The organism is Shewanella sp. GD04112 (assembly GCF_029835735.1).
Taxonomy (GTDB): domain Bacteria; phylum Pseudomonadota; class Gammaproteobacteria; order Enterobacterales; family Shewanellaceae; genus Shewanella.
Genome location: NZ_JAOEAL010000001.1, coordinates 649,533 through 663,435, shown reverse-complemented (window position 1 = coordinate 663,435; position 13,903 = coordinate 649,533). Strand labels below are relative to the sequence as shown.

Sequence of the window (13,903 nt, the reverse complement as noted above, 5' to 3'; positions counted from 1 at the left end):
GCTGTCTACATGGTCATGTTACACAATAAGTGAACCACGCGGGGCCATCATTGGCCCCGGGCAAACAATTAATGATGATTATTCTTATGTTTTATCCAATGCGATAAGGTTTCAAACAGTTCAGTTAACACTATCGGCTTAGTAATATGGGCATTCATCCCAGCCGCGAGACTCTTTTCTCGATCGCCCGACATCGCATGGGCCGTCATAGCGATAATAGGCAGCACGTCGGCACTAAAGCGTTCACGCAGTGCCCGCACCGCGGTTAACCCGTCCATCACTGGCATTTGAATATCCATTAATACCGCATCGAAGGGGCGAGAGTCGATAATATCGAGGGCAATTTGGCCATTCCCTGCAACAACGACTTCGTATCCTGCGCTCTTTAGCAGCTCAGTCGCCACCTGTTGGTTGATAAAGTTATCTTCCACCAAGAGCACAAGCCCTGTGTGTTCGCCCTCTTCGACAGGCACTTCATCAATAGGCTGCACCACATTAAGCCTTGGCTCATCGGCAAAGGCGGCGATGATCTCATCGAACAGACTCGATGCCTTAAAGGGTTTTTGCAACACGGCAAACACATTGGCACTGTCGACTTCGTGCTGTAAAGGTTCCGCCGCATAGGCGGTCATCATGATGATAATGGGGCGTTTCGCGATACGGCCTTCGGCCACCATGGTATCGATGGCGCTGATCACATCGCCACCATCCATCTCTGGCATCATCCAATCGAGCAACAATAAATCGATAGGATCCCGCGACAACTTATACAGCGCCTCGGCGCCGCTTGCTGCCGTATCCACCTCGAAGTGGAAATCGCGCATCAACGCTGAGTAAATTTGCAGCGCCGTCGGGTTATCATCCACCACAAGTGTGCGTAAATTATTGAGTTTTTCAGGCACCACTAAGGGCTCAACCTTAGCCTCTTCGGCAATCTCAAAGCTGATGGTAAAGCTGAAGGTACTGCCAACGCCTAACTCACTCTGCACCTGCATCTTGCCACCCATCATGGAGACCAAATGCTTACTGATCGATAAACCTAATCCCGTACCACCGTACTTACGGGTCGTCGAACCATCGGCTTGGGCAAAGGCATCGAACAGTTTTTCCTGCTGATCTTTACTGATCCCAATACCCGTATCCCGCACCCAGAATTTTAAGGTAATTCGATGGTCGCGCTCGCCCACATCTTCGCAGCCCAGTTCAATCTCACCGGATTGGGTAAACTTCACCGCGTTCGATAACAGGTTAATCAACACTTGGCCTAAGCGCAGCGGGTCGCCCTTAAGAATGAGGCCTGCCGTGACTGGCGCATACAGTAATAACTCGACGCCTTGCTCCTGCGCCTTAAGCGCATTGAGATCGAGGGCATGGTCGAGCACTTTATCCAGTGGGAATGGCACCCGCTCTAGCTCTAACTTACCCGCTTCAATCTTAGAGAAGTCGAGAATATCGTTAATAATCCGCAGTAACGACTGCGCCGAGAATCCGGCCTTTTCGAGGTAATCCTTCTGCTGCGCCGTCAGCGAGGTACGCTGCGCTAACTGCAACATGCCGATAATGGCGTTCATAGGCGTGCGGATTTCGTGGCTCATGTTGGCCAAGAACTCACTCTTATACAGGTTCGCCAGTTCCGCGTCCTGCTTCGCCTCCAGCAGTGCCACTTCGTTACTCTTATGGCGCGTGATGTCCTTGTGGGTACCGACCATACGCTTAGGCTGACCATCGGCGGTAAATTCCACCACCCGGCCGCGGGAAAGCACCCAGTGATAACTGCCGTTTTTGCCTAAAATCCTAAACTCGATCTCATAGGCATCGACGGGATTTTGTAGATACTGATTACGGTATTCTTCGACGCGAATCCTATCGTCGGGATGCGTCAGCTGGTCGATAGCCGACACTAACGCAGGGAATTCATTGGGTTTATAGCCCAGCATCGAATAATAGGATGGGTTGCAAATAATATGCTCTGAATCCAGATACCAGTCCCACAGACCGTCTTCTACCGCGTCCATCGCTAAATGGTAACGCTCCTCCGACAGGCGTAACTGCTCGGCGGACTCGTACTCACGCGTCACGTCGCGCCACACGGCAATCAAGCCTTGCAGTTCGCCACGGCGGTTATAGAAAGGCAGTTTAAGGGTATCGAGCAATACAGGTTTGCCCGCTAACTCGACTTTCTCTTGATAACGCAGCGGCGTGCGATCTTTTAAGATCTGCTCATCCTCGGCGCGAATACGAATGCCCATCTCTGGCGAGGTTAAATCCTCCGACGACAGACCAATCATCTCGCTTTCGGTGTAACCCAGCATCCGCTCGGCAGCCTTGTTACAGCCGAGGTAATTGCCTTCTTTATCTTTAAAGACAATGGCTTCTGGGATGGAGTCGAGTAAGGAGCGCAACAACGCATATTCCCGCTCGCGGCGCTCGGTCGCATCTTTTAAGCGCTCGGTGCGGCGCGCGACCAATTTGTCGAGTCGCTTATTCTGCTCGGCCAAATGATGGGTATATTGCTTGTTTTCCTCAAAGATGCGGCTCACCAGCAGGAACCAAGGTTCCCACCCCGGAGTGATTTTTTCCGGCGGTTTACGCGGCTCTTGGGAACAGCCCTCTAAGTGCGACAACAGGCGCGATGCTGGGCTCACGAAGGAGCGGCGCGTTTGCCAGTGCACTATGGTGACCAGCACCGACAGAGCGATCACTACTAGGATAAAGGTCAGCTGCAGTTTTTCGACCGAATCTTGGAACAGGTCGTCTTCATTTTGCAGATACAACAAGCGCCACGGCGCGTTATGCAGCGCAACCGAGTGAATATAGTAACCGTTGCGAATAATGCCTTCATGGGCATCGAACAATTCGGACTCGGGGAGCGAATGCAGCTCAGACGGAATACGCTGGCTAATGTGATACACCCGATTGATATCTGAGCCATCGAAGTCGCTGTGGGACAAAATATTGTTCTGCTGATCGAGTAGGATCACAGTCCCCGGCATTTTGAAGTACACCCGAATTTGCCGCGCCAATGAGGCCAAGGTCATATCGAGGTTAATTGAGCCCATAAACTCATCATCGAGATAAACGGGCACACCTAAGGTGGTCAGCAAGCCTTTGCCCGTCGAATCGACATAGGCCTCACTCCAAAACACGCTGCGCTGCGGGTTCATCGCCGGGGTAGCGTATTGGAATTGTTTCTTATTGAGCAGCTCATCCCTAAAACGCTGGTCGCCGTTGGTCCAAGGGAAGTAGGACATCATCCGCTGGCGCGATAAATAATAAATCGCCGAGGCTTTAGGTGCAGCTTCCTTAGCGACGGGGAAAGACAGCGACAACTCGAACAGCATTTCCAGCTCTTGGTAGAACTTATCGCTGCGGCCATCGAGGGAGCCTGCGCCCGTGATCCGCCCCATGTTGGTAAAAGGTTTACCGCCCTTTGCGTAGTTAGGCTCTAAGGTAAAATACTGACCACTCTCGTTAAATTTGCCGTATTGCGGTAAACGATCCTTACGCACTAGCTCACCTAAGCGCAGGTGATCCACGGCCACATCCCGCAGACTCTTGACCGCGCGGATGCTCGACTCCAACAGCAAGTCGATTTGCAATACGTGACGCTCGACCTGTTCTTCGCGCTGCTCCATTTGCTGGGTTTTCTGGCGATCGAAAAACATCCATGCCGTCAGCAACGACAGGACAATCACGCCGATATAGGTATAAAAAACGGCGCGGTTATAGTTCTTTTGGATCGGCGATTTTAATTGGAGATCCGGCTCACTCGATTTCATCCACTACCCTTGATTGCAGCGCTTGATTTTAGCCATCGGTGGCAAAAGTGACTGAGTACATTTATGGCTTCATATATTAGCAGGAAGAAACCCCGAGTCGCATCAAATAATTGCCGTACGAAGGCTGTCAAAGTCTATGATTAGTTGCTTGAAAAATCATAGAAATGCGTAAAAACAAAGGTCCCACGAGTGAGACCTTTTGTAACAATAAAGTAAATAGCTAGAGATGTTCTTCGGCGTATTCGGCCAAGCGTGAACGCACCACCCCATTCAAGTACAGGTTGGCGCTGCCTTCAAAGTCTTTAAAGCGTTCAACAATGTAGGTTAACCCCGAGGTTACCGCGGTGAGATAATTCGAATCGATCTGCGCTAAGTTACCGCAACAAATCAATTTTGTGCCTTCTCCCATCCGAGTGATCATGGTTTTGATCTGCGACGCCGTCAGGTTTTGACATTCATCCAAGAGCACGATGGAGTTTTGGATCGAGCGGCCGCGCATAAAGTTGATCGACTTAAATTGGATATTCGCCTTCTCCATGATGTAGTTCAAACTGCCAGTGGGATTCACATCATTCTTATGCAGCACTTCTAAGGTATCGGTAATCGCCGCCAGCCATGGCATCATCTTCTCTTCTTCGGTACCGGGTAAGAAGCCGATGGACTCGGCAATTTCTGGCGTATTACGAGTCACAATGACCTTATCGTAACGATTGCGCTCCACCACCAGCTCCAATGCCGCCGCCATTGCTAATAAGGTTTTACCGCAACCCGCGGGTCCCGTTAAGATCACCAGATCGATATCGGGATCGAGCAGCGCCTGCAACGCCATCCCTTGGTAAACATTCTTAGGTTTAACGCCCCACGCCTCGAGGTTTTTTAAGCGTTCGCGGCCCAGATCTAAAATATGCAGATGGGTATCGCTACGCTCGGTGACACGACCACAAAAATCAGATTCGGTATCAATCAGATACTGGTTTATGTAGAAGGGTTCGTTGTCTAAATCTTTCAGGGGGACTTCGTGAATCGTATGTCGACCATGGCGCTCGGTGGATACCTTGTTTAAATGCTCCCAAAAATTCCCTTCGAATTGATAAAAGCCCTTGCTGAGGAAACGAATATCATCGATCAGCTGGTCGGTTCGATAATCCTCAACCAATTGAATGCCCGCGCCCTTGGCCTTAAGACGCATATTGATATCTTTGGTCACTAACACAACGGTACGTGGATGGTGGAGGTTTTGCAGGTGCAGAGCGGTATTGATAATGCGGTTATCGTTGCCATCCCCCGGCAGGGCGCCTAGGGTAAAATCGACAAGATGGTCAGGGAAAATAGACAGCGCCCCTATCGCATCGGCATGCCCTTCTCGACTCGGTAAAGGGACACCATTAATGATTTGTTCCGGTGTTGTATCACCGCCTAGGGTATCTTCCAGCGCCCGTATGGCAACCCTAGCATCCCGACTCACATCACTCTTTCGATCTTTAATCTGGTCTAGCTCTTCTAGCACTGTCATCGGAATGACCACATCGTGCTCTTTAAACGAATAGATCGCCAAAGGTTCATGTAGTAACACATTGGTATCCAGTACAAACAACTTTCTGTCGTCTTGTTCCATGGCGCCTCCAGAGTGCTCGATTGTTTTTATGCTACATCTCTTTCCCGGTGAGTGGATATGGCTCCTATGTCAGTTGGCGAAGTAAAGAATGATCTTAAAGTTCAAGCCTCTACTTAATAAAGACGGCTAGCGGCTTAAACTAATATTGGCACCATTCTCTCTGAATGCCAACCGAACGAACCTGTGTTTAAGTCGGTGACTCGAGGGCAGTGTAGGTCCCTCGATATGACAGTAGCATGACAAATCATCGTACGACTACAGAGAATTTTCTTCACTGTTCAATTTGTAATCTAGTGTGTGGGGAATTAGGCTCTAACGGGTGAGAGGGCGATTCAAATATCCCTAGTATTGATATAACATACGCGCCCTTTGTTAGAGTCCGCCCAGAGATGAGAATTTAAGATGCCGTTTGCCTTAGGACAACGTTGGATAAGTGATACCGAGTCAGAGCTTGGTTTAGGAACAGTCGTACAAGTTGAAGGCCGTATGGTCACAGTGTTATTCCCTGCGACTGGTGAGAACCGTATGTTCTCGCGCAACGAAGCCCCCCTGACCCGTGTCATATACAACCCTGGCGATACGGTTGAAAGCCATGAAGGCTGGAGCCTCTCGGTTGAAGAACTCACCGAAAAAGACGGCCTCGTCGTCTACCACGGAATCCACAGCGAAACAGGTGATAAAACCAGCCTGCGTGAGACCCTGTTAAACCACAACATTCGCTTTAACAAACCGCAGGATCGCCTGTTTGCTGGTCAGATTGACCGCCTAGACCGTTTCGGTATTCGTTATCAATGCCAGTTACTGCGTCATCAACTGGCGACCTCAGATTTACTCGGCTTACAAGGTCCACGCGTCGGCCTTATCCCCCACCAGATGTGGATTGCCCATGAAGTGGGTCGCCGTTATGCGCCGCGTGTATTGCTGGCCGACGAAGTAGGTTTAGGTAAAACCATCGAAGCGGGTCTGATTATCCATCAACAACTGCTCACTGGCCGCGCCGAGCGGGTGCTGATTATTGTGCCGGATACCCTGCGCCACCAGTGGTTAGTAGAGATGCTGCGCCGCTTTAACCTGCGCTTCTCGGTATTTGATGAAGACCGTTGTGTCGAGGCCTTTGCCGACCATGACAATCCTTTCTACACCGAGCAGTTAGTGATTTGTTCCCTCGAATTACTGCGTAAAAAGAAACGTCTCGACCAAGCACTCGATGCCGACTGGGATCTGCTGGTCGTCGACGAGGCTCACCACTTAGAGTGGACCGAAGAAGCCCCGAGCCGTGCCTACCAAGTGGTTGAAGCATTAAGCGAAGTAGTGCCTGGCGTATTGTTGTTAACGGCAACACCGGATCAACTCGGCCATGAGAGCCACTTTGCGCGCCTGCGCCTACTCGACCCGGATCGTTTCTACGACTACGATGCCTTCCTCGTCGAAGAAAACAGCTACAAAGATGTCGCCGTTGCCGCCGAAGCCTTAGCGGGCGACGCAAAATTATCCGATGCCGCCATCAACAGCCTCACCGAATTACTCAGCGAGAAAGACATAGCGCCGAGCATTCGGTTAATTCAAGCCGAAGATATTGATAACGAACTGCAACAAGCGGCCCGCAGCGAACTGCTGCAAGAGTTGCTCGACCGCCACGGTACAGGTCGCGTGCTTTATCGCAACAGCCGCGCCTCGGTAAAAGGCTTCCCGAAACGTATTTTCAACGCCTATCCCCATGCAATGCCTGAGCAGTATCTTACCGCTGCCCGCGTGAATGAGATGATGGGTGGTCGTAAGACCTTAGAAGCGAAAGCGGCACAAGCCCTAAGCCCTGAAAAACTCTACCAAGAATTTGAAGACAACAGCGCCAGTTGGTGGAAGTTCGATCCTCGCGTGGATTGGTTAATCGAGTTTTTAAAGTCGCACCGCAGCAAGAAAGTGTTGATCATCGCCAGTGGCGCCGATACCGCCCTGAGCTTAGAAGAAGCCCTGCGTACCCGTGAAGGCATTCAAGCTACCGTATTCCACGAAGGCATGTCGATCATCGAGCGCGACAAGGCGGGAGCCTACTTCGCCCAAGAAGAAGGCGGCGCCCAAGCGCTGATCTGTTCTGAAATCGGCTCCGAGGGTCGCAACTTCCAGTTTGCCAGCCACTTAGTGCTGTTCGATCTGCCATTGAACCCAGATTTATTAGAGCAACGTATCGGCCGTTTAGACCGTATCGGTCAAAAGAACGATATCCAAATTCACCTGCCTTATCTGCAAGATACGGCGCAGGAGCGTCTGCTCAACTGGTATCACCAAGGTCTGAATGCCTTCGAGCTCACCTGTCCAAGTGGCCATGTGCTGTACAGTGAATTTGCCGAAGATCTGTTGAATGTTCTCGTCGGCGGGGATGAAGATGAGCTAACCAATCTGCTCAACCACACTCAAAGCCGTTACAAAGAACTGAAACACGCTATGGAGCAAGGCCGCGATAAGCTGCTGGAAATCAACTCCCACGGTGGCGATAAGGCCAAGGCGATTGTCGAGCGTTTAGCCCAAAGCGATCAGGACACTAAACTGATTGGTTCGGTGATCCGCTTGTGGGACATTATCGGTGTCGATCAAGAAGATAAAGGTGAGAACTCTATCATCCTGCGTCCAAGCGAACACATGATGTTCCCAACCTATCCGGGACTGCACGAGGATGGCGTGACGGTCACCTTTGACCGTGATACTGCGCTCTCCCGTGACGATATCGCCCTGATCACCCAAGAGCACCCGTTAGTGCAAACAGGCTTAGATCTGATCACTGGCTCTGACACAGGCACGACGAGCGTCGCGATTTTGAAAAACAAAGCCTTACCCGCAGGCACCCTGTTCTTAGAACTGATTTATATGGCGGATGCTTCGGCGCCTAAATCGAGCCAGTTATATCGTTATCTGCCACCAACGCCTATCCGCGTACTGCTGGATAAAAACGGCAACGATTTATCTGCTAAGGTGGATTACACCAGCTTTGACAAACAGTTAAGCGCGGTTAACCGCCATATTGGCAGCAAGTTAGTCACAGCATCACAACCGATTCTGCATCCATTATTTGCTAAGGGTGAAGAATATGCCCAAGCCGCAGTGAACGAGTTAGTGGCGCAGGCGCGTGAGAAAATGACCAGCCAACTGACGGGCGAATTGGACCGTTTAGAATCCTTGAAAGCGGTTAACCCAAATATCCGTGAGGAAGAGTTGGAATACTTGCGTAATCAAATGCAGGAACTGAGCACTTACCTCGACGCGAGTCAGCTACAGCTCGACGCGATTCGTATGGTACTGGTTAGCCATGTCTAATCCGTAATAACGGTAAGCAAGAGTCTCCTTAGGCTCGCTTAAGCGAATATGCAAACGCCCAGCAAATGCTGGGCGTTTTTATTTTCTCTTCACGATAAGTATGGCTGTAGGCTGGGCCTAGGCACTGCTGTGCGCGGTCGCCGTCACGAGCTCAAGCAAAAATTGCTTCTGCAACGCCGCTTCAGGTTATACTCTAGCTAATTGAATTTATGAGACTACACAGGTGGTTATCAATTCTATGGCGCGTATTATCCCCTCGGTATTGAGCCTAGCCTTAGCTCTCGCCAGTGCGAGCTTACTCGCCGCCGATCCCAGCACTCAAGCGCCAGCCCCCAATACTCAGGTGCCAGAAACAAGTACTCAGGCTCCTGAATCTGCACCAGAATCCAGCCCGCTGGCGCCAGAATCTAATGCTCAGGCGCCAGAGACAACTCCCCAAAACGCCGAGACGAACCAAGCTAGCAAAACGCCCAATGGGCAAGCTGCGGCGAAAAGAGCGAGCAGTTATTTACCCGCGAGTGAAATCAAGCAGATCACCATAGATGATCAACCGCTCGAACTCTTAGTTCGTTCATGGGAAGGCCGCAAAAAACTCGGCGCCGCGATTATCTTACCCGCCACCAATGGCACTGCCGATGCGCCCGGATTAATGGCTTTTGTCAGACGTAATATTAATGCTGCTGGCTGGGCCAGTTTAAGCCTTACCCCGCCCACAGAGCCGCCCGCCCCCAACTTCGCCACTCCGGCGACCGAAGTGACCTCCGCAGGGGCGGCGCAGTTAAGCAGTCCTTCGAATAAACCGAGCCAAAAAGTGAAACCCGAGCAGAGCAATAAGCATTTGCTTGAACAGGAAGACTTTTTAGTCAAAAGCATGTCTCAGCTCGACAGCGTAGGCACCGACTTTCCCGGTAAACGGGTGCTGATCACCGCCGATCAAAGTGCGGGATTATTGATAAGTCTATTAAGCCAAAAGAAAATTGCCGATCCCGATGTATTAATCGTCATCAACCCCTACAGCGAAGATGAGGCGCGTAACCAAGCCCTTGCCGAAAAACTGGCCAAGCTCACTATGCCAATACTCGATATTCAATCGCCCGATGGTCACCCCGCATCGTTAGAAACGGCGGAGCAACGCAAAAGCCTCGCCGTGACGTTAGAGGCGCCGAATTATCGGCAAACGACATTGGCATTAAATCTGGATAACGAGAGTGCATGGCAGAACTGTTTGAGCGCCATAAGGGGATTCGCCGCCCGTATGAGCGGCGCCAATTGAGGTGCAAGCCTTTCTAAAGCTTAAGTAATCCGTTATGGGGCGTTATCGAAATAGAGTTACGCTGCTACCAACCCGATTGGCGATCTTGATAGGCTTTGTTGGGATCCTTTAGCTGACGCGTCGCTGCAATCGCGCGATTTTTGCCGAGTAACAGTCTCACTTGGCTCCACGACTCACGGCAAAGAAGTGCACGAATCGAAGCCGTCCAGCTACGATTGATGCTCAACTTGATCGCCGCTGCGGCATCGGGGGAGGTGTTGAGAAGCTCCTGAGCCAATTGCTGCGCGCTTAACATCGGATGATCACTTAGCTGAGTCACTAACCCTAAGCGACTCGCCTCTTCGCCCGACAACACTTTGGCCGTAAGGCTGAGTAACATTGCCTGATCCTTGGGCATTATTTGCCTCAGCGCCACTAAGCCTGCCATGTCCGGCACGAGTCCCCATTTGGCTTCCATAATAGATAACTTGCTGTCTGGGCTCGCTATTCTAAAATCAGCACCTAAGGCGATTTGCATGCCACCGCCATAGCAGCAGCCTTCTAACACCGCGATGACCGGCACGGGTAAACCTTGCCACCCAAGGGAGACTCTCTGCGCTAAGTTGGCATTGCCAGGCAGCCATTTAAACAGCAATTTGAATGCTTGCATCGGTGCCGACATCACGCTCTTTACGTCCAGCCCCGAGCTAAAATGGCCTCCAGCTCCAGATAAAATAACCAGTCGAATCTGCAAATTTGATTTAATACGTTTGATCGCTCTATCCAACTGGCTAAACATTAAATAATTAATTGCATTATATTTTTCTGGTCGATTGAGCTGGACATATGCAATGCCATTCTCAATCGTTACTTGCACACAAGGCTCACTCATGAAATATTCCGTTACTGGTCAGGCCAGAACGAATGTTAACACGTTTGGAATAATTCACCAAAGGATGTAACATAAGCCTAAATTTTGACATCCGTCAAAATACTGTCGACTGTCATTAAGTTTTACTGGGTGAGTATGCTAGGCTTGCGCTGAAGCATGAGAACCTCAAAAGTATTAACCCCTTATGTTCAACCATGGGTGCAACTTGTCGTTTTAACGAGTCATCTTCTCTGAACATCGGTTGCATCACCAACGGCGCTGCTTACCCACAAATTTGCATAATCGTGTCGAGATGGGTCCCGTGGGGAAACAGCCTATTGCAGGATTGAGCATCGAGCTATTCGCAAAAATCGATGCCCTGCTTACGACAAATTCGCGAAATTTGATTTAATTCTCCAAGGCTTTTTACTGCCAGCGCCTCGCGCTCGAGAGATAAATAAATTGAATTAGCAAATAAAATCTATAGGTTACATATAGATGTTATAAATCAAACTTGCCCGAAGAGCTTAATTCGTCATTCAAAGATTTAGAATTAGTGTTATCTTCAATAAATGGGCAATTAAGGATCAGTAGTCAGCATGACAATCTCTGTACTCATCTGTGACGACTCCGCCATGGCGCGCAAACAAATGGCTCGCACCCTACCGAAAGAATGGGATGTCGAGATCACCTACGCTACCAATGGCGCCGAAGGTTTAGATGTCATTCGCGCAGGTAAAGGCGAAGTTGTCTTCCTCGACCTTAATATGCCAGTCATGGATGGTTATGAAGTGCTGCAAACCGTGCAGCAAAACGATCTTCCCGCGCTGATTATTGTGGTCTCGGGTGATATTCAGATCAAAGCCCATGAAAGAGTGAAAGCCTTAGGGGCATTGGATTTTATTCAAAAGCCCGTCAGTGCCGACGCCATCAGTAATATCCTGCAGGAATACGGCATCCTCACCCTAACGCAGAAAGATCAGGCGGAAGAAACGCCGATGATCAAAGTCGATATGCGTGACGCCTGCCAAGAGATCGCCAACGTCGCCATGGGGCGCGCCGCCGATCTGTTAGCCAAACTTCTCGATGTTTTTGTCCTCTTACCAATTCCAAACGTGAACGTGCTCGAAGTCAGTGAGCTGACGATGGCGCTCAAAGCGACGGAAGAAAGCTCAACGGTATCAGCCCTCTGCCAAGGATTTATTGGTGCGGGCGTAGCGGGTGAAGCCCTGCTGCTATTCCACGATTCGAGCTTTCAAGACATGGCAAAACTCATGGGGCTAGCCAATCCAGAGGACATTAGCACCGAGATTGAAGTGTTGATTGACACCGGCAACGTATTGATTGGCGCCTTCCTAAACGGGATCTCAGAGCAGCTCGACATGAAGTTCAGCCAAGCTCACCCTGTAGTGCTAGGCCGCCACTGTACGGTGAATGATCTTATCCATGATAACTCGGAAAAATGGCACAGAACCTTAGCAATGGAGATTAACTATCGTATTGAAAACCATAATGTTCAATGCGATTTGTTACTGCTATTTACCGAAGACTCTATTCCGACGCTCAGTTATAAGCTCGGTTATTTACTCGATTAATCAGTTGGATTTTACCTTATGTCAAACGATCAAAGCGCAATGAACGAACTCCATTGGCTTATCGATATGGTGCAAACCATCGAAGTGGGTCTAGTGGTATTAGATCGCGATTATAATATCCAACTGTGGAACGGCTTTATGGAAAACCATAGCGGCGTATCCCCTAATTCGATTAAAGGGCAAAACCTGTTCACCCGTTTTCCTGAGCTACCAGCGACTTGGTTAAAGCAAAAGATGGAATCGGTTTTTATGCTGAAAAATCGAGCCTTTATCAGCTGGGAACAAAGACCCTACGTGTTTCAGTTTAAAAACTACCGCCCCATTACCGGACGGGCCGATTTTATGTACCAGAACGTGACGCTGTTGCCTCTGGCCTCACTAACCGGAAAAATCACCCATATCAGCGTGATTATTTATGATGTCACCGATATCGCCGTCAACAAGCTACAGCTCAAGGCCGTCAACGAGCAGTTAGAACGCCTCAGCCAGACCGATGGCCTGACACAGCTCCACAATCGCCGCCATTGGCAACAATGTTTAGAGCATGAGTTTGACCTCCACGCCCGTTATTCGGGGATGTCGAGCTTGGTCATGATAGACATAGACCATTTCAAAAGAATCAACGATACCTACGGCCATGTCGCGGGTGATAAGGTGATTCAGCATATCGCCCATATCCTAAGCCATTCATTACGGGAGACCGATTGTGTCGGCCGTTATGGTGGTGAGGAGTTTGCGGTGGTCATGCCCAATACCTGTGGCGCCGATGCCCTCAACTTTACCGAGCGTTTGCGGGAAAGAATTGCCGACTCCACCATAGTGTACGAAGGGCTGAAGATAAAAGTCACAGTAAGCCTAGGCGTGTGTGAAATTGGCAAACATATTACCAGCAGCTCTGGCTGGATTTCATGCTCAGACAAAGCCTTATACGAAGCCAAGCAAAAGGGACGTAACTGTAGCGTCCTGCACACCGCACAAACTAGTGGTTACTAAAACCAAAAAGCCCATCGATGATGGGCTTTTTGTTACTGAAATCTCAATGGTCGCGAATTAGTGCGGGAAACCGTCATCTTCTTCGTCGTCACCTTCTTCGTCGTCGATATCGTCACCAACGAAGTAAGTGCCCCAACCGTCGTAATCCACTTTCTGTTTAGCCGCGAGTTGCAGTAACTGCTCGGTCGCTTTGTCCAGTAAAGCCACTTCCAGCTTGTGGTAAGCAATAGCATCAAAACAGAAAATCACTGAGCCATCTTCCAGCTCCATCTCTTCGGCGTCGTTGACTTCAAAACCGAGTTTGAATGCATCAACGGCGGCTTTTTCTAAGCGGTCGAAGTTGCTAGATGAGAAATGGTGCTCAATGGTGTATTCCGCATCTGGCTCTGAGCCATCGTCAAGCAGGGCTTGCACTATGTCACGATTCTCGGCAAGTTGGGCTTTTAATTGACTTTCAATAGACATGGATTTGTCTCCGTTAAGGTAAAA

The 13,903-nt window shown here is 50.0% G+C and carries 8 protein-coding genes; 4 read left to right on the top strand and 4 right to left on the bottom strand.

The genetic code is table 11. The features are described 5' to 3' along the window. Window positions 1–68: 68 nt before the first annotated feature. Both N7386_RS02925 and N7386_RS02920 read right to left on the bottom strand, forming a co-directional pair. Window positions 69–3,779 carry a response regulator gene (locus N7386_RS02925; protein WP_279767004.1) on the bottom strand — a complete coding sequence of 1,237 codons (3,711 nt, stop codon included), beginning with the start codon at window positions 3,777–3,779 and terminating at the stop codon, window positions 69–71. A 220-nt stretch (window positions 3,780–3,999) separates the two neighbouring features. After that, window positions 4,000–5,394: a PhoH family protein gene (locus N7386_RS02920; RefSeq protein WP_011627270.1), complete on the bottom strand. Its 1,395-nt coding sequence runs from the start codon at window positions 5,392–5,394 to the stop codon at window positions 4,000–4,002. 402 nt (window positions 5,395–5,796) lie between these two features. Here N7386_RS02920 and rapA point away from each other — a divergent pair, with 402 nt between their 5' ends. Together rapA and N7386_RS02910 are read left to right on the top strand one after the other, a co-directional pair. Further along, complete coding sequence (gene rapA / locus N7386_RS02915) at window positions 5,797–8,703, top strand: RNA polymerase-associated protein RapA (RefSeq protein ID WP_279767002.1); 2,907 nt, start codon at window positions 5,797–5,799, stop codon at window positions 8,701–8,703. Between the two features lie 238 nt (window positions 8,704–8,941). After that, window positions 8,942–9,976: a DUF3530 family protein gene (locus N7386_RS02910; protein WP_279770951.1), complete on the top strand. Its 1,035-nt coding sequence runs from the start codon at window positions 8,942–8,944 to the stop codon at window positions 9,974–9,976. 64 nt (window positions 9,977–10,040) lie between these two features. Here the strand turns inward: N7386_RS02910 and N7386_RS02905 are convergent, their stop codons facing one another. Continuing rightward, window positions 10,041–10,847 carry a crotonase/enoyl-CoA hydratase family protein gene (locus tag N7386_RS02905; protein ID WP_279767001.1) on the bottom strand — a complete coding sequence of 269 codons (807 nt, stop codon included), beginning with the start codon at window positions 10,845–10,847 and terminating at the stop codon, window positions 10,041–10,043. 578 nt (window positions 10,848–11,425) lie between these two features. Here N7386_RS02905 and N7386_RS02900 point away from each other — a divergent pair. Next, window positions 11,426–12,421: a response regulator gene (locus tag N7386_RS02900; RefSeq protein WP_279767000.1), complete on the top strand. Its 996-nt coding sequence runs from the start codon at window positions 11,426–11,428 to the stop codon at window positions 12,419–12,421. 18 nt (window positions 12,422–12,439) lie between these two features. Next, the gene (locus tag N7386_RS02895) at window positions 12,440–13,414 is read left to right on the top strand and encodes a sensor domain-containing diguanylate cyclase (RefSeq protein WP_279766999.1); all 975 of its coding nucleotides are present in this window, start codon (window positions 12,440–12,442) and stop codon (window positions 13,412–13,414) included. Window positions 13,415–13,471: 57 nt separating this feature from the next. Here the strand turns inward: N7386_RS02895 and rraB are convergent, their stop codons facing one another. Further along, entirely contained in the window at window positions 13,472–13,879 is a 408-nt protein-coding gene (rraB, locus tag N7386_RS02890) for a ribonuclease E inhibitor RraB (RefSeq protein WP_011715766.1), read from the bottom strand. Window positions 13,880–13,903: the final 24 nt, after the last annotated feature.